The organism is Nocardia sp. NPDC056541, from assembly GCF_042794235.1.
Lineage (GTDB): Bacteria > Actinomycetota > Actinomycetes > Mycobacteriales > Mycobacteriaceae > Nocardia.
Map to the genome: position 1 here is coordinate 114,045 of NZ_JBHTUD010000001.1, position 18,231 is coordinate 132,275.

Consider the following 18,231-nt stretch of genomic DNA (forward strand, 5'->3'; position numbering starts at 1 on the left):
GGGAATGCGCGGCGCATTGACCGGCTGAAATCGGCGGTGACGAGTGCGGGGCGTTCGTGATTGGGTAATCGGCCGCGCACAGGCTTGATACAAGCTAATGGTTGGCGTTCACAGCGTATCGGCACGGCCACCGTCATGGGAACCAACCGTCTAAGGCCTCCCCACCGCATGCGTCAGCCCACCACCAACGACGTCTGCTGGGATAGTTGGTGTGCGTAGTGGTCGAATCGCCCTCCGGACACGCAAAGAAGGCCTCGATCATTTGATCGGGGCCTTCTTCGTCTGAAAAATGTATCAGCGAGAGGCCGCCCGGATCTCGGTTGAGCGAGACGCCCGACCAGCCGACCGCCGACAACGACCGGACCGCTCGGGCTCCAGCCGACAAGTCCCCCGCTTCCGGGCGCCGATGCACTGCCCGCAACCGCACAGATCTTCGTCGCCCACCCGCGCGAGGCATCGCCGACCTCACACCAGCAGGTTCGAACTGATGGCGATCAGCAGCGTTGCAGAACTGGACAACAGCCCGGACCCAGACAGAAGTGCTGGCCTACCAGACCCACAGGATTTGAACCTGCGACCACCTGGCACGGGTTCCAGTTGTCCAGAACCTACTCATCAGTTCCCAATAGTGCTCAGTACCAAGGGTTTCCGAGAAACGACTCTTCTCAACGAATCGCATGAATTCCCATTGATTCCGGTCAAAACTGTGGGGTTTCTGTGGAGGCAGCCGCTGAACGTCCGGTCGACGGGCTCATCCCCGCTCGCGCGGGGAGCACGGTTAGCAGGCCAGGGCAGACGGTCAGGGCGGTGCTCAGCGCGCCGAAGAGTGTGTGTCGCAGCGTCATTGCTGACTTCCTTGTCAGGTCAGAGAGCGGTGTCGGCGTCGCGGCGTACGCGGGCGTCGTAGTCGGCACGGGCGCCGAGGCCGAGGCTGTGCAGCACCCGGTCGCGGGTGAAGTGACCGCGCACGACCGCCGTAACCCGGTCGGGCAGGACCGCGGCGGCCAATTCGTAGACGCGCATCCAACCCAGCACCGCGACCAGGGTGCGCCCGTGGCGACAAGACGCGACCATGGCTTCGGCGACGCGTTCGGGCGTACGGTTGGCAGCACCCCGTCGAGCTGCACACCGGCGACCAGATCGGTGCGCACGACCGACGGCAGGACCGCGGTCACGGTCACACCGGTGCTCGTGAGTTCGTCACGTACCGACTCAGTGAACCCGATGACCGCGTGCTTGGAGGCGCCAGCTCAACGGGCGACCACACAAAACGCACGACTGGGAAACCCCAGCCGAGCGTTTGCATAAACTACTCGCGGCCTGAACAACTGACCACGTGTTGCGACGACCCCTAGAAATCGCCGTTGCGGCGCGCCACACAGGCGCGCGGACGGCCTCGCGTAGATCAGGATGTGTCCTGTGGCCTCACCCGAGTTCGAGGGAAGTGACACCGAAAACTCTGTCCTGGAGATGGTTTCGGACGCCACCGGTGTACATGCGCGCGGTCTCGAACGTGGGTGTGAGGCCTGCCGTCTCGGCCAGTAGCACCGCCGGTTCGTTACCCAGTGGCACATCAACCGCCAGTGACGCGCCGTCCGAGGCTCGCGCGCACGCAGCGAGCAATTGGCGCGCGTCGTCGACCGTGTCGGCGAACAGCGGGCCGACCCGCCAACCGTCGCGGGCGGGGCGGACAGTACAGAATCCAGTGAGGGTCGCGTCGACGATCCGCAGGAAGGTGCGGTGCGTCGGCTCGGTCAGCCAACGCGCCAGAAACATCGGCCGGGCCGCGGGAACGCAACGCGCATCGTAGGCGAGCACATCACCCACCTCATCGGGCAGCAGGACGCGAACGGTCCCGTCCGGTGCGGGCATGGTCGCGACACCGCCGAAACGCGCACTACGATAGGCGAGTTCGAATCCGCTGCGGCGATAGTTGTTCTGCTGGTCCACGACCCCGTCGAGCCCGACCACACGGGCACCCGCGTGGGTGAGCCCCTTTCGCCACGTGGCAATCCCGAAGCCACGTCCGCGCAGATCGGGTCGGACCAGGTAGAAGCCGAGGAAGGCATAGGTGTCGCCGTAGTTCACCACCGAGATCGCCGTGGCGGGTTCCCCGTCGACCCGCCCGAGGAAGAATCCGTGCGGATCCTGGGCGAAGAACGCGCCGCGATCAGCCTCCCCCGGATTCCATCCTTCGGCCGCGGCCCACTCGACGACGGTGGCCCACTCGTCCGGCGTGGCCCGGGTGATGACGAGATCTGCGGGGTGCACAGCAGTTGGCATAGCCTCCACGGTAGCTGCGGGCTCGCCACATATCGGCGCGAGCGCCACCACCGGAGGCGCTCCCGACAGGCAACATCATGGATTCTGTATTCACTTTCGAGGCATCCCCGAGCAACACCGGGAACGCGGCTTCCCGATCGAGAAACCACATCCAAGTCGCCGTTTCGGACCCGGGTTCAGGGCGAACCAGCCACCGCAAGCCGGTGCGGGAGCATGGCAGGTGAGCCTGCACAACGACCTCGACCACTCCCTTGAAATGCGGGTACTACCTACTCGAGTGGCAGGCCGCAACGCGTGCGCACCTGGAGCGGCTCGACGGGTTGGTCGGGCAGTATCGCGAGCGGCGTGTGGCGGGCACCGCCCATCCGGTGACGGATTTTCTGTTCACCTAATGGCGTACGGAGTGCCCGCGGTCCGAAGCCTGCGGGTAGATCCGTTGAGCTGTCAGCCCATCATGGTCGACATCGCCCAACGGCGCGCTCACTGCCGCGACAGCGGAGCACTAGGTGGTGTAGCGGGTGACGCTGCCGCAACCTCGGTGTTCGAGCAGCAGAACGGCGACGGGTTTGCGCCATCCCAGCCCCGATCTGCCAGGTTGCCCCAATTCGACCGCAGGTCGATCGGCGATTTCTAGGGGTCGTCGCAACACATGGTCAGTTGTTCAGGCCGCGAGCAGTTTATGCAAACGCTCGGCTGGGGTTTCCCAGCCGAGCGTTTTGCGTGGTCGCCCGTTGAGCTGTGTAGCGACCGCATCCAGACGCGCCGGGTCGTGGACGGAGAGAACGCACGCCAGCAGATCACGCAGATCATCGACACCGTCCAGGTCCCCGACTGCCCGAATGTGCCGGTGCTCGAGAACCGCATTGCTGAGCAGTGGCCGGTCGAAGTCGGGATCGTGCACCACATCGTGCGCGACGCCGAACACGCCGTATCGGCCGGGATGACCGACTCACCGACCCTGCTGATCGACGGCCGCGACCCCTTCGCGACGGCCGGATCAGTGCCCAGTCTGGCGTGTCAGCTCTACCCCTCGAGGATTCACCGAACGAGGACGCCCACCCACGGTGCCAGAACCAGCAGAAGTTCTTGCCGGGCACGATATTTCACTCGCCGCGGCGACGCGACGGTTGCACGAGTCCGATGTTGTTCGCCTCGACGGCGATAGCGAGGTTGCGTCGGCCTATCCGTTCTTGGGCACGCCGACCCGACACCGGGTCCCGATCCTCAGCGGGCCTGCCGTTTACGCGATGTGAGCAGTCGATGCCGTCGGCCTGGCGGCCATGCCCGACACCGACATCGAGGTCGAATCCGCCGACCCCGTTACCGTGCTCGTGGACCTGAGACCAGGCCCACGGTCGCCGGACCAGGTATGTGTTCAGCAGCCGCTGCATACCCTTCGGCTGAGCCTGTCAGTCGCAACTTTGCCGTCCGGTGATGTTCGACCACATCGGCACTGCCGTGCGGTGACTAAAACGTAACGCGCACCAGGTCTTTCGAATTTCGGATGGTTTCTTATCACAGGTACTGCGCGGGTTCCCTTCGGTCGTAATCGATTTGGCGCGCTTGGATTTCGTCGGCATTGGCCACCGTCCAGGCGTACAGCCGGTCGAACGGTTCCCGCAGGGATTCGCCGAGCGGGGTGCGCGAGTACTCGACCCCGACCGGGGACGTCGCCAGCACGCGGCGAACGATCATCCCGTTGCGTTCCAGCCGCCGCAGGGTCTGGGTCAGGACCCGCTGGGTCACACCGTCGAGGCGGCGCTTGATCTCGTTGAACCGACGGGGCTCGTCAAGGATCGCCATCACCATCATCGACCACTTGTCGGCGATCTGATCGAGGATCGGGCGGCTCGGGCAGTCGGATCGGAAGACGACCCCGGGGTCGGAGCTGGTCATATCGGTATCCTCCGCAATCCTTACGATGCTGAAAGTGCGTTATTGACGCCGGTCTCCCGTCGCCGCAGGGTAAGTATGCATCAGGAACCTAGATGCCTATCGGGTACGAATCGGAGATCTCCATGAACCATGACACCTACACGACCCTGCGAGTGCGCCGTGCGGCAGGCATCGCCTACGTCACGCTCGACAACCCGCCGGTCAACGTGCTGAACGTAGCCCTGATGAGCGACCTGCGGAACCTGCTGGCCGCAGTCCGGGACGACGATTCGATTCGGGTGATCGTGTTCGACAGCGCCGACCCGGAGTTCTTCATCGCGCACGTCGACATGTCGCTGGTCGACACACCCAACGCTTTCGCGGAAATCGCGGCCGATTTGCCTGACGGCGTCAACGTCTTCCAAGCCCTCGGTGAATTGCTCCGGCACCAACCCCAGGTGACCATTGTCAAACTCGCCGGGATCGCGCGCGGCGGCGGAGCGGAATTCGTTGCGGCCGCGGATATGTCGTTCGCGGCGATCGGTCGCGCAGGGATCGGTCAGATCGAAGCGCTCATGGGCATCGTCCCTGGTGGTGGTGGCACCCAGTACCTGGCCGCCCGAGTTGGGCGGCACCGCGCGCTGGAGGCGGTGCTGGGTGCCGAGCTGTTCGACGCCGAGAACGCACAGCGCTACGGCTGGGTCAACCGGGCTGTTCCCGCCGATGAGCTCGACGACCTCGTCGACCGCCTCGCCCGCAACATCGCGGCCCTGCCCGAGGGGGTGATCGCGGCGGCCAAGCGTGCCGTCGCCCCCGAGGACCTCGGCGAGGGCCTGCTGCGCGAGCACCTCGCCTGGGCGGGCACGTTCGCTCGTCCCGCGGCCGAGCGATTGATCCGCGGCGGAATGGCGAACGGCGCCCAGACCCGCGCGGGCGAGCGCGACCTGGAAGGTCTGCTCCGGGGCCTGGCCGGATAGGACCCGGCCACTACGGTGAGACGCGACCGCGACGGAATGGGTGAGTAATGCGGTTCGGGTTCGTGTGGTCGGTGACGGCGACTCGGCGGGGGGAATCATGGGGCGATTAGTCCTGGCGTGCAACCGCTCCGGTGTCAGGACGTCATCGGAAGGAACGTCCGCTCACACCGCGGTGAAGGCGACAGTGGTCGGGCCGAGCGTTGCCGGTGGGGAGCAACCGTCCGTGCGATGCTGCCGATGTGGAGATCTGGAGCACGACGGCAATCTGTCGCCGCGATCGCGGCGGAGGGATTGCCTGGCCAGGAGGCAAGGCGGTCACAGGACGAGCGTGAGCTTGCCGCCGGACCGACGGGACTGGCTGAGCTTGGCAGTCTTGTGGAACTGGTCGAGAGTGTAGGTGCGGGCGACCGATACGGCCAGGACGCCTTCGCCGGCCAGCCGGGCGAACTCGTCGAGCCGTGTGCGCTGCCAAACGCCCCCTCATGCCGCTTATCGCACGGTCACGAACATCCGCTTCTGCCGACTACCGTGCGGCCAGACGCGCTAGCTGCCCATGAAGCTGTCGAGCTGACGTGCACGCTCAAGAACAGTGACGCTCCATTCGAACCCGCCGCCGTGGCTGGCCAGTGGGCTCGAACGTACCTGCACGTCATGCATTCCACCCGTTCCACAGGCGCCCAGAGCATCCCAAGACGTGGTGATGCCGGCCCGCTCGGATATGATCAACAATGTGGCGAGAAAGCCGTCAGACAGCGCCTGCACAACAGCGTGGTCGGTACGGCCACGCCAGGCTAGGACGGTCGCCAAAAACACCTCCAGTACAACAGGAGTGACCTCACACACGTCCGATTCCATCGGGCCGATCCCCGAGGGAACACCGAGTTCCTCCTCGAAGAATCCCACATGGTTCAAGAACAGCCGCGAAACGCCGTTCGAGGGATTCCACAGTGTGGTCCCGTCCATCTCGTAGTACTGACTCATCCGACCGCCCGCCTGTCACTGATCGACACACTCGGCGAATCAAAACCACCCGAAATGCGGCACCGCCAACAACGGATACCGCGATCGCGCGACATCATCGACCGACATAACGATCCCCACCCTGAACCACCCCCACCGACAACCTACCCGGCAACCTTGCCCATCACGCACGCCGAGATCCGGGTAGCCGGCTTCGAATTCGAATTCGGTCGAGAACCTGGCTGGCCCTCGTCGAAAGACAGGTCGCTTCGAGGCCGAATCGGTGCAGCGATCTTGTTCGTGCAGTTCGCCGGTTGCGGTTCCCACCGTCCACCTCGCATTCTTCCCACTACTCAGCCAGGATCGGGTTCGAACTCGCCTGTGCGGGGCCCCGCGGCATCCCCGTCGGTGCCGTGGCTGAACGCCCACGCAGAACGGCTGACTGCTGGGAAGAGTCGCGCGGCGCGGTTCCTGCTGTTACAAGCGGCAGCCATCGACGACGAGATGGCCGAACGTGTCCTGGATTTCTACGACACCGCCGCCCTGCTCCAGAGCGCCTACTTGCCGCACGGCGTCGACGCGGGTTACTTCCGCGCCGATCTCGATGTCGAAGCCGCTGCCCGCGCGGTCAACGGCATGCTGCTCGCTGCGGCGATGTACCAACTCCGCGACCCCGCTCCCGAGGCCTTCGAACGGCTCACCCGAACCGTGCGGGAGATCGTCTATCACGGACTCGCGGGTGAAACCACCCGCCCCGATACGAACAGCCACACAGCCGCCGATTCCTAGTCGATACCCGTCGGCGCGACGGCTCGCATTCAGTGTCGGATACCGGTGGCGCGCTTGATAAGTGCGTCGAAGGCACGGTCGGGCAGCAACCATTTCAGGAAGATCAGTGGTCGGGAACCGAACCCGACCTGGTAGCGGGTCTTGGGTCGGCGGGCGGTGACGGCCTTGCCGATCGCGTCCGCGATCACCTCCGGCGGGGAACCAAGGCGGGCGACGGTGGCCTGCGGGCCCAATGAGGCGGCCACCGCTTCAGCCTGGGCCGAGTAGGGGCCGTCGCCGGAGACCTTGCGCAAGTGGTCGGCGGCGATGCCGCCCCACTCGGTACGGATACCGCCGGGTTCGATGACGACCACGTCGACGCCGAAGGGCTTGGCCTCGAGCCGCAGGCAGTCGCTGAGCCCTTCGAGAGCGAATTTGGTGCCGTGGTACCAGCCGCCGAGCGGGGTGTAGATCTTGCCACCCATGGAGGTGATGTTGACGATGGTGCCGCTGCGCTGTTCACGCATGTGCGGCAGGGCCAACTGGGCCAGGCGCGCGGCGCCGAAGACGTTGACCTCGAACTGGTAGCGGGCCTCGTCGAGTGGCACGTCCTCGACCGCACCGTAGGAGCCGTATCCGGCGTTGTTGACCAGCACGTCGATGCGCCCGGTCTCGGCCACGACGAGTTCGATACCGGCGCGCACGGAGGCGTCGTCGGTGACGTCCATGGCCAGCGGGCGGATCCCGTCGGCGGCCAGTTTCTGTAGCCGGTCGGTGCGGCGGGCGGCGCCGTAGACGGTGTAGCCGAGGGTGGCGAGTTTGCGGGCAGTAGCTTCGCCGATACCGGAGGAGGCTCCGGTGACGAGGGCGATCTTGTCGGTCATGTCGTCTCCTGTCGGTAAGGTGAACAACAATTCATGTTCTATCGTGAACGAGTATTCATCTTCACGCAAGGACCCTGTGGGAGAAGTTCATGACCGAGGCCAGACCGCAGCGCGCCGACGCGATCCGCAACCGCGGCAAGATCGTGTCCGCCGCCCGTGAACAGATCACCACGCACGGACCCGACGTGGGGATGAACGAGATCGCGACTGCGGCCGGGGTTGCCGTCGGCACCCTCTACCGTCATTTCCCGACCAAGGCAGACCTGGTCACCGCCATCGTGGCCGAATATGTGGCCCAGGTCGCCGATGACGCCGAAGCGGCGCGCGATCGTGTCGCGGGCGGCGCGGACGCCACGCACGAGATCACGGCGTTCTTGCGACGGGTCGTGGAGGTCTCGGCCATCAATCACGCTGCCAAAGCAGCGGCACAGACCCTCGGCGCCGATCTCCGGGTACAGACCGACGAACAGCGCGCCGGCGCCGCACTGGCCACGCTCATCCGCGCCGGGCAAGTCGACGGCAATGTCCACCCCGATGTCACCGTCGCCGACATCTACCTGCTGTTCTCCACTGCTCCGATCGACCGGTCCCCCGCCGCGCGCGAACGCTGGCTCATGCTGGTCTTGCCCGGCCTGAGTGCCCACACCCGAACGGTTGGTTGATCAGCCCGGAGTGTCGCGACCCTGAGCTGGGCGCGTTCTAGCCACTGACCCTCCCGCCACCGCGTGCGCCTCGAGACCGCGACGCCGATCGTTCAGGTCGAATGCGCGCCCCACGACATCCGAAAACGGCCCGAAGCCAAAGGCTTCGGGCCGCGCGTCCGATATCGGAGCCGGGCAGGGCTATCGCGAGGCTCCACGGCGGCCGGTGACCAGCTTGACGAGGAACAACAGAACGACCGCGCCGGCGATGCAGGTGAAGAAGCTGAACCACAGTCCGCCACCTTCGACGTCCACCCCGAGCAGTTCGAGCAGGAATCCCCCGAGCAGACCGCCGATGACACCGACGACGATGTTGAGCAGGATTCCTTGCTGGGCATCGGTTTTCATGATCTTGCTGGCGATCCATCCGGCGAGTCCGCCGATGATGATCCATCCGAGAATACCTAGACCGAGCATGGCCTGCTCCCATCGTCCGAATGTGCTGACGAGCATCCGGTGCGCTCGTCCGATCGCGGCATACCCCGGCATAGCGCAGCCAATCAGCCGAAGCGGCAGTCCCGCGAGTCGTTGGCCGGAAACGCCGTGGCAACTGGCATGGCCGTTTTGCGCCTGGTAGCTCCACGGCCTCGCCGACCGTGGAGTCGAGCGGACCACTCGCCTATTTGATGCTGCCGGAAAAGGGAATTCGAGGTTGTGTCATGCCTCTCAGTTCGAAAGCGCCGACACTCGTACGCCTGCTTCGGGCTGTTGACCGCCGACGCAACGATGAGCGACGACGGCAACGACCGGGACCTCACCCAGTGGACGGATTCGGAGGTCTTCTCCACCAACGGCCGGATGCAGGTCGAATCGGTCGCCAGCCCGGCCGAATTCGTCGCCGACTACACCAACGACCGCTGGGGAGCGATGCGCACTGCCTGGCGCTTCACCACCCAGGACGGCCCGATCAGCCGATTCGAGGTCGGGCAGGCGTGAACGCGCCGACTGATTCGCCGCTCCACTCGCCGGACGCCCGACAAATTACGGCGTGCTGCTAGGTAGGACTGTGCTCTGAACGACGCCTGGCGGTGTTCGGAAAACGACCGTTTCCGAACACCCAGCGCGACAGTGGCATTGGCGGTGTGACCCGAGCGATAAGTGGCGTCGACTGTCGATGTTCGAAGTCGTTTCAATGGTGCTCGAAGTCGTGTTCAGCTGTCCCGGATTCCTTCGGTGAGCAGGTGCTGAACGGTCCGGTCATGGGTGTGGTGCTGCGGCTGCGGTGATGGCCCGGTTTTCCAGGACGTGGTCGGGCCAGCCGTGGCGGGCGAGGTGGAGCGCGGTTCGGCCGAGCTGTCCGGTGTCGGTGATCAGGGCCGGTGCCGGCCCGAGTCGCCGTAGCAACGGGATCAGCGGGGTGATGGCGGTCGCGCCCCAGCGGTAGGCCGTGGTGTTGGAGCGCTTGTGGTGTGCGGGCAGGACGAATCCTGGCCGTAGAGCGTATCCCTTGGGGAAGGTCGTGATGATCAGGTTCTCGGTGCGGCCTTTGACCCGGGCCCACCGGCTCCGGCCCTGTTCTGTGCTGTCGGTCCCACCGCCGGAGACGTAGACGAAGGTGGCCTCGGGGCGGGTGGCAGCGATGTACTGGGCTGCGATGCTGGTGTAGCCGTAGGTGATTCGTTCGTACTCTGCGGCGTCGACCAGGCTCGCGGAGACGCCCAGGGCCCAGAAGCAGGCGTCGATGTCGGCGAGTTCGTTGCCGAGGCCGGTGAAGTCGGTGAAGTCGCTGTGGGTGAGGTGGCGCAGTTTCGGGTGTGTGAGCCCCGATGGGGTGCGCCCGATCGTGAGGACCTCGGTGACGTCGTGGGCGCGCAGGCTTTCCTGGAGGAACCCGTCGCCGATCAGGCCGCTCGCGCCGAAGATCGCCACTTTCATGTTCTGACTCCTCGAGTGTGTCGGGATCGTGCGTGGATGTCAGCGAGGGCCGGGAATCGCCGCACCGGTGAGATTTTCGGCTTCGGCCCACAGCCGGGCAGCGGTCGCTCGGTCGCGGCCGGGTCGCGGCAGCGCGACGGGCTTGGTCGGGCCGACCATCGCCCATCGGGGTCCGTAGTAGCCGCCGGAGACCGCGTCGGGGCTCGTCGCGGCGTAGAGCAGCGGCTCGGCGCCCTGTTCCGGGGCCTGGGAGGGCACGATCTTGTAGGCGATCGTCTCGAGCAGGCCGGGGCGGCCGCCGTTGAGGGTGGGACCGGAGGTCATCAGGTTGGTGCGGGTGTAGCCGGGGTGCGCGCCGGCCGAGACCAGGTTCCAGCCGCGTTGTTCGGCGAGTTCGGCCAGGTGCACCATCATCAGCATGTCCGCCAGCTTGGACTGGGCATAGGCGCGGGTCGGGCTGTAGTCGCGCACCGACTGCAAGTCCTCGAAATCGATCTTCGCGCGGTTGGCGGTTCCGCTGCTCATCGTGGCGACCCGGGGTGCGGGTGCGTCGAGCAGCAGCGGCAGCAGGCCGGTGGTCACGGCGAACGGACCGAGGAAGTTGCTGCCCAGCTGGAGCTCGAAGCCGTCCGCGGTTTCGGTGCGCTGGGGCACGTTCATCACCCCGGCGTTGTTGAGCAGCAGATCCAGGGGGCGGCCGTCGGCGCTCAGCGCGGCGGTGAACGACCGCACCGACGACAGGTCGGCCAGGTCCAGCCGGTGAACCTGGACTTGGGCATCGGGGTGAGCGGCCCGGATCTCGGCGGCGGCCTGATGGCCCTTGGCGGGAGTGCGCACCGCCAGGATGACCTCGGCACCGGCTCCGGCGAGACGTTTGGCGGCTTCTTTGCCGGTGCCGCTGTTCGCGCCGGTGACGACGGCGAGCTTTCCGTGCTGGTCGGGGACCTGATACATCGTGAACTCCTTTAAGTACTGCCGGTATCTTGTGTGGGGCCCACGGTAAAGTACCACCGGTTTGTTGTCAACGAACCGGCGGTACTTTAGTCTTGGGTGGTGACTTTCCAGCGAGCCCGCACCGACGAACAGCGCACCCAGCGCCGGCGCCAGATCCTGGACACCGCGGCCGCGATGCTGCGCGAGACACCGGTGGCCAAGCTCAGCCTCAACGAACTGAGCCGCCGCACCTGCCTGGCCAAGGTCAACGTGCTGCGCTACTTCGAGTCCCGCGAAGCCATCCTGCTCGAACTGCTCGACACCGAATTACAGGAGTGGATCGGCGAACTCGATCGCACGGTGGGTTCGGGTACCGGGTCGGTGACCGAGCGTGGCGACGAGCTCGCCACGCTGCTCGCCACGTCGCTGGCCGCCCGGCCGGTGCTGTGCGATCTGCTCAGCGCCCAGGGCGCCGTTCTCGAACGCAACATCTCCACCGACCTGGCCATCGGCCACAAACATGCCGCCCAGCGATCGCTGAGCGCGCTCCGAGCCCTGATCTGCAGGCAGGTGCCCGAGCTTGGCGATACCGGGGCGGGCACGCTGATCGAGACGACTCTGCTGATGGCCATGGCCGCCTGGCCGTGCAGTCACCCTTCCGACGCGATGACCGCCGCTTACGCTTCCGATCCCGCGCTGGCGGCGATGCGGGTGAACTTCATCGATGTCGTGCGCCGAACCGCCGCAGTCGCGATCTCCGGTCTGATCGTCCGGCAGCACGATCGGCCCACCGACCTGTTTCGCCCGTAGCGTCGACCGGCCGGCGGCTCACCCAGGATCGCGGCAGTCAGCCCGCGCCGCCCGCCTCGGATCCGGCGGCCACCGCGGCCTTCTGGTCGCGGTCTCGCGGGATCCGCAGAACCGTGGCCGGTGAGGGGTGGCGGCTCTTCTGCTTACCCGTGGTGATGACCAGACGGGCGGCCCGGGCAGTCTCGATCCCACCGAGGTCTGCGATAAGCCCGCGTACGACCTGTTTGGCCTACACCGTCGCCACGAGGCCTTCGCGGTGGCCCGGTCTGCGCGCTCGATCCAGGTAGGGCAGGACGCTCGTCTCGAGCTGAACGGCTAGCTCGACGCACCCACAGCGCGCAGCGCATAGCTCGAGTCCACCAGCGCTTTCCATCGGTGTTCGGTCCGTGGCGCCTTCCAGGAGTCGACGGCGTGTTCGCGGTGGCGGTGAGCGGGGTGGTGTAGTGGAGTCCGAGAGTGTCGGCGACGCCCGGTGCCGGTGCTTGCAGGAGGAATTGCCGCAGGGCCGAGACGCGGCCGGGATGGCAGGGACGCCGGCCGATGGAAGATTGCCGGCCGAACGTTCCGGGCCGGAGCGGTTGGCCTGCGCGCGGGCCCGGGAACAGTCAGTGGGCCTTCGGGTTCGCCGCAGTGCGCTTGTTCGTGCGCTGGTCGATCCGATCGTGGACCAGGCTGGCGATGCGCGACATACGATTCCATCCTTGCCGAGTGATGAGGGGAATTCACACATTGATGACACGGCTCTGGGGTGTCATGGGGATCGCACTGACAGTGATGACCGTGGCCTGCGCTCCTACCAGCTATCCTGCTGACGCCATCGAGAACGCGAAAGTCGGGGACTGCGTCTTCCGCGAATCCGGTGCCTACGAGGAGAGTTACAAGGTTGTGCCGTGCGATTCGCAGCCGGATGACGACTTGGTCGACAGGGTCCTTCAGATCAACCCTGGCTACCACAGTGACGACAGCTGCCCGCGCCACACAACGTCCTACCTCAACACTCACAAGGAGACCACCCTCTGCTTGTCGAGCTACGGTTCGTGGAAGTTCAACAACAAGCCGCCGCCATGATCGAACATATGCCGGTCAGCGGACCGTTATCGTCGCGACGCATCGTCTGCACACGATCATGGCCGCTGACCACGTCGTCGCCCTGAGCGAAGGCCGGTGGTCGAGTCCGGGAATCCCTGGGCGCTCGCCGAGCGTGGCGGTGCGTTCGCACGCAGGTTGAAGCGCCCGCTGAGCTCTGGGATCGACTGTGCCGCAAGGGTGCTCGTTCACCGGTCCAGTTGCGGCATCTGGCGGTCCAAAGCCGCGAAATGACGCCGGGTCGCGAACCATTCCGCGCAGGTGATCGAGCACCACGCAGCCAGCCCGGCACCGGCCATGATCAGCACGGTGACACCGATCGCGTTCATGACCGCGGCGATCGGTGGCCTCGGTGCGTCCACCGGGTCGCCGGATCGGTTCAGCCACACCGAGATTCGATCACCCTTGTCGACCGTGCGACTGACCGGCACGGTGGCCACGACCGGCCCTGAGGCACCGGTCCAGGTCACCTCGGCCTGCCGGATATGTAGTGAAGTGTATTCGGGCCGGTCCAGCACCAGTGCCTCGACGGCAGTCGTTTGCGCGTGCTCGACGCGGATCCGCGCGGCGTCGTCGGAGTAGGCGACGCTGCCGACCGCACCGGCCACCGGCACCGCGGCCAGCACGACGACGACGGCGAGCAACCGCACCGCGGCGCCCAGCCGATCCGGCCATCGCATCAGCGAGTTGGTGTTCCACGGGCGGCACCGCCACCAGCGCGCCACGCGCGAGAACACCGCGTCGGTCCGGAATGTCGACGACGTCATCGCGATCACTCCCTTGCCCGGGCCAGCAATTCGGCTATCGCCTGCTCGATGCCCGCGCTGATCGCGTCGATATCGGGGGTGGTGTCGTAGTCGCCGGTGATCCCGAAGACGAGCTGATCGTGATAGCTGAGGATGGCGATCGTTGTGCGCAGGCGCATCGCGATGGGGATGCAGGGCAGGATTTCCAGCACCTCGCGTCCCCGCAACGACAGCACCCGGCGCGGGCCGACGACATTGGTCGCCAGGGCGGCGACGCTGCGCTGCGGGAAGTGCCCGGCCAGCTGGAAAGCTCGTGCCACGACCGCGTGGGGTAGCCATTCAGCCATCGCCAGCACCGATTTCTCCGCCTCGGCCTCGCCTTTCGCGCGGTGCCGAGCGACGCGTTCGTGCACGGTGGCGAGCCGTTCGACGGGATCGGTGAGCTCGATCGGCAGGAAGGGGATCATCACCGAGACACGGTTGTCGGCGATGTCTTCGTCGCCGGGCGGCCGGACGGACACCGGAACCAGCACCCGCAACTTTCCGGCCGTCGGCTCCTCACCGCGCCGGGACAGCACCGCCCGATAGGCCGACGCGATGGCGGCCAGCACCACATCGTTGACCGTGACGCCGAAGACCCCGCCGATCTCGCGAGCTTCGGTCAGCGACGCCCTGGCGACCGCGAATCGCCGCTGCCTGCCGATGGGACCGTTCAGCGACGACGATGCCGTCGGGGTGAGCGCCGCGGTGACGACCGGGACCAGACCGCGCACCATCGAGAAGGCGAGCCGAGGCACCGTCAACGGCAACCGGAGAGTGCCGGCCACGCGGCCGGTTCGCGAACTGCGCTGTGCCGTCACAGGTTTCCGGTCACCACCCGGCGGCGGATCACAGAGCCGTTCGAACAACGCGATCCCCGAAACGCCGTCGACCATGCTGTGGTGGGCTTTGAGCAGCAAGGCCCAGCGTCCGCCGGCCACATGCTCGATGACCACGCATTGCCACAGCGGATGATCGCGGTCGAACCGCTCCGCCAGTTCGGTGGCGACGAGCTCGCGCAGCATCGGTTCGTCACACGGTTGAGGCAGGGCCGTCCACCGGCGGTGGTGAGCCAGTGCGAAATCGGGGTCGTCCTCCCACACCGCGGCCTTCAGCTCCAGCGGCGAAGTGCGGACTCGCTGCCGGAGACGTTCGTTGCGGTCGAGCGCGTCGGTGAGGATGGCGTCGAACTCCGCGCGGGTCGGCACCGGTCCCGCCATAATCGCGACGGCACCGATGCCGAGGCTGATGTGCCGGTCGGTGTCCTCCAACTCCATGAACCCCGAATCCAGAGGATGCAGCTCAGTCATCAGATCGACCTCGAAGTAGACGATTGGGTGGGCCGGTCACCGCGGCGGGGACCTACATCAATCCTCACGCCGGGCGGTCGGGGACGGTAAGAGCAGATGGTCCATCACCGACTGCCGAACGACTCTGCCCTGCGGCCCGTCACATACGCTGTGCTGCGGCTGGAGTGTCGTGAACGGTAAGGAGTACCGCGTGCCTCCTCGTCCTCGCCGTCAGCCCACGCAGGATCGAGCCAAGGCGACCCGGAACCAGATTCTCGACGCCGCGCCGGAGCTGTTCGGGGAGCGCGGGATCACCGAGACCTCGACCAACCGGATCGCGGTGGCGGCCGGCGTCAGCATCGGCACGGTGTACCGCTACTTCAGCGACCGCTCGCGATGCCGGGCTGGTGCGAGCGCTGATCACGGGCGTGCAGTTCTACCGCACCGGCCTGCCGAAATCGAGCCGGGGCTGCGGGTGATCAAGATGCCGGTCATCTGCTCCTCGATGTCCGGAGGTGGCGTCGGCGAAGTAGCGCACGGCGCCGCTGGCCGTGACCCGCACGCGCCAGTCGCCGGTGCGGTAGTAGCCGGCCGTGGCCAGCGTTCGGTCGAGTCCATCCAGGTCGGTCGGCATGTTCGGCGCGAGGGGCAGGGACCGCGACCAGCTCGCGGTGGTGCGGGCGGAGATCGCGCCGTCGTCGGCGTGGTCGCAATAGACCTCGCTGCTGTAGAGATCGGCCGCGGCGTCACCGAAGTCGAGCCGGGCGATGACATACAGCTCGCTCGTCGCCATGAGAGTTCGGGGGCGATATCGGAGAACTTCAGTTGTCACCTGAGAACCTCACATCCTTGGGGCAGAGCGTTTCACGGGCCCCGATCCCACCATCCGCAATCGACGGGCAAATAGAGGATAAAGTCCCTTCGAATCAGGCCCTATTCCCGTCATCGGAACTGGTCAGCCTGGTCGGCGGGCGTCTGAGGTGTCGTCGGCGAGGCTGTTCTCGAGAAAACTGTCGAGGGGCCGGCGAGGGGTACGCGGTGGCGGTTCCGTGCGCGCACAGCCGATTCGCACCAGCACCTGTGGGTAACGCTGTCCGACAAGTTCGGCCACCTTGGCTCTGGCCGACGGAAGTTCCACGACGTGGGAGATGGCGCAGGTCGAGAGGCCCTGCGCCGTGCACTCGAGCAGCACGGCCGAGAGCGCACGTCCACAGTCGAGCAGGTCGGTCGCCGCATCTCCGGTGGTGGACAGCACCGCGACCATCGCCTCGTCATTGCCGTCTCCGGCCGGACCCGCTGTCCCGGCCGGGAATTCGCGCCCGATCGGTATGCGGGATCGGTCGAGGGTGGTCGGCAGCACGGCGGCGGGCAGGCCGGCTCGGCCCGCGTCGGGGCCCGCGGTCCACCAGCTCAGCTCTGCTTGGTACTTGGGGTCGTAGCGACGGAATCCGGCGGTCATCGCCGAGATCTGGTGCAGTGCGGCCGACGCGGCCGGGTCGAGAAAGGTTGTGGTCGTGCCGGATCGGCCGGCGATGAACTCCAGAATCTGGGACGTGGTCTGCCAACCCGACGGCTCCGACATCGGCATCCGGTCGCTATAGCGCCGTTCGATCGCGTCGCCGAGTAGTTGTTCCGGTTCGGTGGGGTCGTGCGGGCACACGGGTTCGAGCGAGGCGAGGTGGCTGCGGACGGCCGGGTCAGGGAACGTGGTCACCCGGGTCTGCCACCCCGCCGCACCCCACGCGACTTCGGCGTGATTCAGCATCACCCCGGCCCCGAGCACGCCTTCGCGGTTGAACATGTCGGTCGCGGGGAGCAGCCGCTCGGGGTCGACGGACAGCGCCGCGGTGGTGCCGTCCCACCGCCAGCGCCACGGTTGACTGTTGTGCAGCGACGGCGCGCGCGAGGCGTGGCCGAAAACGGTACGGACAGTGTCGATGTCAGGGCTGGAGCTGCTGGTCATCGGATACCTCGTCCTCTCCGATCATCAGGTCCTCGATCCGTCGCCGTGGCGTTTCGGGAGGGAGGTCGGCGCTGTCCGGCGCCCATCCGACGCGCAGGAACGCCTGCGGATAGATGGTGTCGGACAGCAGGTCGTTGCGGATCTCCGCGCGCTCGGTGGCGACCTCGAGCGGTTCGGTGAGCAGGCAGGTAGCGAGTCCGATTCCGGTCGCCGTCAGCAACACGCTGCTGATCGCCTCCCCCGCGCGCAACCGCGACAACCGATCGTCGGCACCGGTCCCGATCACCAGCAACTCGGCGTGATCGGGTCCGCCTGCCGGATCGGTGAATTCGGCGGCGGCGTACGCCCGGGGCGGGAAGTCATCGGCAGGCCCGCCGGGCGGCACATTGCGGGCGGGGACGCCGTCGGCGCTGCTGTGCCTGCCCGACCACATCGCGAGTTCGAACCGATAGGACTCGTCGGCGGCGTGAATTCTGTCCGCCTGCCGGGCAGCGGCCTTCACCCGTTCCCGGTCGCCGATCCGGCGTACCACCGCACCCAGTACCGCGGCCCTCTCGGTGAACAGACCGAGGTAGCCGGGCGGTACCGGCCACGAGGTGAAATGGCGCCGGTCGGTCCGCCGGACGGTGATGGCCTTGCTCAGCTCGATGTCGAGCGCGGTGGGCCGGTGCGGTACCAGGGTCAAGGCCGCCAGGTGATCGGGCGCGGCGGGGTCGGGGATCCGGCGGATCACCGGCGCCCAGCCCATCGCCGTCAGCGCCACCGACAGGTGATGCAGGGCCGCACCGCAGCTGATCACGATGTCGCGGTAGTCGGGATCGGTCGCGGGCAGCGCGCGGCCGGTGTCGAGATAGAGGTGGATGCTGTGGTCGGCGACGCGCCAGCGCCAGGGCTGCACATTGTGCACGGACGGGGCGCGCCCGGACAGCACCAGCGCCGCCTTCACGGTGTCGTCGTCAGGCAGTCCGCGTTCCATGGGTGTCCGTCCTTCGTCGAAACGATCCGTCCTCCCCACGATCGCAGCAGCGCGAGGCACGGATAA

The 18,231-nt window shown here is 66.6% G+C and carries 20 protein-coding genes and 2 pseudogenes; 7 read left to right on the plus strand and 15 right to left on the minus strand.

Annotation, left to right across the window (positions count from 1 at the left end; translation table 11 throughout):
* Nucleotides 1-864: 864 nt before the first annotated feature.
* The 5 genes and pseudogenes from ACFQ9R_RS00420 to ACFQ9R_RS00440 all read right to left on the minus strand — a co-directional run bounded on the left by ACFQ9R_RS00420 (nucleotide 865) and on the right by ACFQ9R_RS00440 (nucleotide 4,179).
* Complete coding sequence (locus ACFQ9R_RS00420; protein ID WP_378987172.1) at nucleotides 865-1,074, minus strand: hypothetical protein; 210 nt, start codon at nucleotides 1,072-1,074, stop codon at nucleotides 865-867.
* A gap of 65 nt (nucleotides 1,075-1,139) precedes the next feature.
* Nucleotides 1,140-1,235, minus strand: a pseudogene (locus ACFQ9R_RS00425) (short-chain dehydrogenase); the annotation flags it as partial.
* Nucleotides 1,236-1,425: 190 nt separating this feature from the next.
* Nucleotides 1,426-2,283, minus strand: a complete 858-nt coding sequence (locus ACFQ9R_RS00430; protein WP_378987175.1) for a GNAT family N-acetyltransferase — start codon at nucleotides 2,281-2,283, stop codon at nucleotides 1,426-1,428.
* A gap of 661 nt (nucleotides 2,284-2,944) precedes the next feature.
* Nucleotides 2,945-3,064: pseudogene (locus tag ACFQ9R_RS00435) on the minus strand (IS30 family transposase); the annotation flags it as partial.
* Nucleotides 3,065-3,798: 734 nt separating this feature from the next.
* The gene (locus tag ACFQ9R_RS00440; RefSeq protein WP_378987178.1) at nucleotides 3,799-4,179 is read right to left on the minus strand and encodes a winged helix-turn-helix transcriptional regulator; all 381 of its coding nucleotides are present in this window, start codon (nucleotides 4,177-4,179) and stop codon (nucleotides 3,799-3,801) included.
* A 92-nt stretch (nucleotides 4,180-4,271) separates the two neighbouring features.
* Here ACFQ9R_RS00440 and ACFQ9R_RS00445 point away from each other — a divergent pair, with 92 nt between their 5' ends.
* On the plus strand, nucleotides 4,272-5,135 hold the full coding sequence (locus ACFQ9R_RS00445) for an enoyl-CoA hydratase/isomerase family protein (protein ID WP_378987180.1): 864 nt from the start codon (nucleotides 4,272-4,274) through the stop codon (nucleotides 5,133-5,135).
* A gap of 543 nt (nucleotides 5,136-5,678) precedes the next feature.
* On the opposite strand, the gene ACFQ9R_RS00450 is transcribed toward ACFQ9R_RS00445, so the two are convergent.
* Nucleotides 5,679-6,116, minus strand: coding sequence for a DUF6086 family protein (locus ACFQ9R_RS00450; RefSeq protein WP_378987183.1), 438 nt, complete (start codon nucleotides 6,114-6,116; stop codon nucleotides 5,679-5,681).
* Nucleotides 6,117-6,599: 483 nt separating this feature from the next.
* Here ACFQ9R_RS00450 and ACFQ9R_RS00455 point away from each other — a divergent pair, with 483 nt between their 5' ends.
* Nucleotides 6,600-6,884, plus strand: a complete 285-nt coding sequence (locus tag ACFQ9R_RS00455) for a hypothetical protein (RefSeq protein ID WP_378987186.1) — start codon at nucleotides 6,600-6,602, stop codon at nucleotides 6,882-6,884.
* 29 nt (nucleotides 6,885-6,913) lie between these two features.
* On the opposite strand, the gene ACFQ9R_RS00460 is transcribed toward ACFQ9R_RS00455, so the two are convergent.
* Entirely contained in the window at nucleotides 6,914-7,747 is an 834-nt protein-coding gene (locus tag ACFQ9R_RS00460) for an oxidoreductase (RefSeq protein WP_378987189.1), read from the minus strand.
* An 89-nt stretch (nucleotides 7,748-7,836) separates the two neighbouring features.
* Here ACFQ9R_RS00460 and ACFQ9R_RS00465 point away from each other — a divergent pair, with 89 nt between their 5' ends.
* Nucleotides 7,837-8,409 (plus strand): TetR/AcrR family transcriptional regulator, encoded by a 573-nt coding sequence (locus ACFQ9R_RS00465; RefSeq protein WP_378987192.1) that lies wholly within the window; start codon nucleotides 7,837-7,839, stop codon nucleotides 8,407-8,409.
* A gap of 180 nt (nucleotides 8,410-8,589) precedes the next feature.
* On the opposite strand, the gene ACFQ9R_RS00470 is transcribed toward ACFQ9R_RS00465, so the two are convergent.
* Nucleotides 8,590-8,865: a GlsB/YeaQ/YmgE family stress response membrane protein gene (locus tag ACFQ9R_RS00470; protein WP_378988442.1), complete on the minus strand. Its 276-nt coding sequence runs from the start codon at nucleotides 8,863-8,865 to the stop codon at nucleotides 8,590-8,592.
* A 291-nt stretch (nucleotides 8,866-9,156) separates the two neighbouring features.
* Between ACFQ9R_RS00470 and ACFQ9R_RS00475 the strand changes: the two genes are divergently transcribed.
* Complete coding sequence (locus ACFQ9R_RS00475; protein ID WP_378987195.1) at nucleotides 9,157-9,384, plus strand: nuclear transport factor 2 family protein; 228 nt, start codon at nucleotides 9,157-9,159, stop codon at nucleotides 9,382-9,384.
* Between the two features lie 261 nt (nucleotides 9,385-9,645).
* Here the strand turns inward: ACFQ9R_RS00475 and ACFQ9R_RS00480 are convergent, their stop codons facing one another.
* Both ACFQ9R_RS00480 and ACFQ9R_RS00485 read right to left on the minus strand, forming a co-directional pair.
* Entirely contained in the window at nucleotides 9,646-10,323 is a 678-nt protein-coding gene (locus ACFQ9R_RS00480) for an epimerase (protein ID WP_378987198.1), read from the minus strand.
* 39 nt (nucleotides 10,324-10,362) lie between these two features.
* Nucleotides 10,363-11,277: an SDR family oxidoreductase gene (locus ACFQ9R_RS00485; protein WP_378987201.1), complete on the minus strand. Its 915-nt coding sequence runs from the start codon at nucleotides 11,275-11,277 to the stop codon at nucleotides 10,363-10,365.
* A gap of 99 nt (nucleotides 11,278-11,376) precedes the next feature.
* On the opposite strand from ACFQ9R_RS00485, the gene ACFQ9R_RS00490 reads away from it, so the two are divergent.
* The gene (locus ACFQ9R_RS00490) at nucleotides 11,377-12,066 is read left to right on the plus strand and encodes a TetR/AcrR family transcriptional regulator (protein ID WP_378987205.1); all 690 of its coding nucleotides are present in this window, start codon (nucleotides 11,377-11,379) and stop codon (nucleotides 12,064-12,066) included.
* A 753-nt stretch (nucleotides 12,067-12,819) separates the two neighbouring features.
* A complete protein-coding gene (locus tag ACFQ9R_RS00495) occupies nucleotides 12,820-13,134 on the plus strand; it encodes a hypothetical protein (RefSeq protein WP_378987208.1) in 315 nt (104 codons plus the stop codon).
* A 206-nt stretch (nucleotides 13,135-13,340) separates the two neighbouring features.
* Here ACFQ9R_RS00495 and ACFQ9R_RS00500 read toward each other — a convergent pair whose 3' ends face one another.
* The 3 genes from ACFQ9R_RS00500 to ACFQ9R_RS00510 form a co-directional block, all read right to left on the minus strand.
* Complete coding sequence (locus ACFQ9R_RS00500) at nucleotides 13,341-13,919, minus strand: hypothetical protein (protein ID WP_378987211.1); 579 nt, start codon at nucleotides 13,917-13,919, stop codon at nucleotides 13,341-13,343.
* 5 nt (nucleotides 13,920-13,924) lie between these two features.
* Nucleotides 13,925-15,247, minus strand: coding sequence for a wax ester/triacylglycerol synthase family O-acyltransferase (locus ACFQ9R_RS00505; RefSeq protein ID WP_378987214.1), 1,323 nt, complete (start codon nucleotides 15,245-15,247; stop codon nucleotides 13,925-13,927).
* Nucleotides 15,248-15,457: 210 nt separating this feature from the next.
* A complete protein-coding gene (locus tag ACFQ9R_RS00510) occupies nucleotides 15,458-15,586 on the minus strand; it encodes a hypothetical protein (RefSeq protein ID WP_378988479.1) in 129 nt (42 codons plus the stop codon).
* On the opposite strand from ACFQ9R_RS00510, the gene ACFQ9R_RS00515 reads away from it, so the two are divergent.
* Nucleotides 15,537-16,133, plus strand: a complete 597-nt coding sequence (locus tag ACFQ9R_RS00515; RefSeq protein WP_378988444.1) for a TetR family transcriptional regulator — start codon at nucleotides 15,537-15,539, stop codon at nucleotides 16,131-16,133. The genes ACFQ9R_RS00510 and ACFQ9R_RS00515 overlap by 50 nt on opposite strands.
* A gap of 48 nt (nucleotides 16,134-16,181) precedes the next feature.
* Here ACFQ9R_RS00515 and ACFQ9R_RS00520 read toward each other — a convergent pair whose 3' ends face one another.
* Nucleotides 16,182-17,189 (minus strand): Acg family FMN-binding oxidoreductase, encoded by a 1,008-nt coding sequence (locus tag ACFQ9R_RS00520; protein WP_378987217.1) that lies wholly within the window; start codon nucleotides 17,187-17,189, stop codon nucleotides 16,182-16,184.
* Complete coding sequence (locus ACFQ9R_RS00525) at nucleotides 17,167-18,165, minus strand: Acg family FMN-binding oxidoreductase (RefSeq protein ID WP_378987220.1); 999 nt, start codon at nucleotides 18,163-18,165, stop codon at nucleotides 17,167-17,169. The genes ACFQ9R_RS00520 and ACFQ9R_RS00525 overlap by 23 nt, the downstream gene beginning before the upstream one ends.
* Between the last annotated feature and the right edge of the window lie 66 nt (nucleotides 18,166-18,231).

What these genes read in the sequence shown, in the direction of transcription:
- ACFQ9R_RS00505 (WP_378987214.1), bottom strand. Translation starts at nt 15,247, where the DNA reads ATGACTGAGCTGCATCCTCTGGATTCGGGGTTCATGGAGTTGGAGGAC.
- ACFQ9R_RS00525 (WP_378987220.1), bottom strand. Translation starts at nt 18,165, where the DNA reads ATGGAACGCGGACTGCCTGACGACGACACCGTGAAGGCGGCGCTGGTG.
- ACFQ9R_RS00450 (WP_378987183.1), bottom strand. Translation starts at nt 6,116, where the DNA reads ATGAGTCAGTACTACGAGATGGACGGGACCACACTGTGGAATCCCTCG.
- ACFQ9R_RS00510 (WP_378988479.1), bottom strand. Translation starts at nt 15,586, where the DNA reads ATGCTGACGCCGGCCGCCACCGCGATCCGGTTGGTCGAGGTCTCGGTG.
- ACFQ9R_RS00470 (WP_378988442.1), bottom strand. Translation starts at nt 8,865, where the DNA reads ATGCTCGGTCTAGGTATTCTCGGATGGATCATCATCGGCGGACTCGCC.
- ACFQ9R_RS00520 (WP_378987217.1), bottom strand. Translation starts at nt 17,189, where the DNA reads ATGACCAGCAGCTCCAGCCCTGACATCGACACTGTCCGTACCGTTTTC.
- ACFQ9R_RS00455 (WP_378987186.1), top strand. Translation starts at nt 6,600, where the DNA reads ATGGCCGAACGTGTCCTGGATTTCTACGACACCGCCGCCCTGCTCCAG.
- ACFQ9R_RS00460 (WP_378987189.1), bottom strand. Translation starts at nt 7,747, where the DNA reads ATGACCGACAAGATCGCCCTCGTCACCGGAGCCTCCTCCGGTATCGGC.
- ACFQ9R_RS00495 (WP_378987208.1), top strand. Translation starts at nt 12,820, where the DNA reads ATGGGGATCGCACTGACAGTGATGACCGTGGCCTGCGCTCCTACCAGC.
- ACFQ9R_RS00440 (WP_378987178.1), bottom strand. Translation starts at nt 4,179, where the DNA reads ATGACCAGCTCCGACCCCGGGGTCGTCTTCCGATCCGACTGCCCGAGC.
- ACFQ9R_RS00430 (WP_378987175.1), bottom strand. Translation starts at nt 2,283, where the DNA reads ATGCCAACTGCTGTGCACCCCGCAGATCTCGTCATCACCCGGGCCACG.
- ACFQ9R_RS00485 (WP_378987201.1), bottom strand. Translation starts at nt 11,277, where the DNA reads ATGTATCAGGTCCCCGACCAGCACGGAAAGCTCGCCGTCGTCACCGGC.
- ACFQ9R_RS00465 (WP_378987192.1), top strand. Translation starts at nt 7,837, where the DNA reads ATGACCGAGGCCAGACCGCAGCGCGCCGACGCGATCCGCAACCGCGGC.
- ACFQ9R_RS00480 (WP_378987198.1), bottom strand. Translation starts at nt 10,323, where the DNA reads ATGAAAGTGGCGATCTTCGGCGCGAGCGGCCTGATCGGCGACGGGTTC.
- ACFQ9R_RS00445 (WP_378987180.1), top strand. Translation starts at nt 4,272, where the DNA reads ATGCCTATCGGGTACGAATCGGAGATCTCCATGAACCATGACACCTAC.
- ACFQ9R_RS00420 (WP_378987172.1), bottom strand. Translation starts at nt 1,074, where the DNA reads ATGGTCGCGTCTTGTCGCCACGGGCGCACCCTGGTCGCGGTGCTGGGT.
- ACFQ9R_RS00500 (WP_378987211.1), bottom strand. Translation starts at nt 13,919, where the DNA reads ATGACGTCGTCGACATTCCGGACCGACGCGGTGTTCTCGCGCGTGGCG.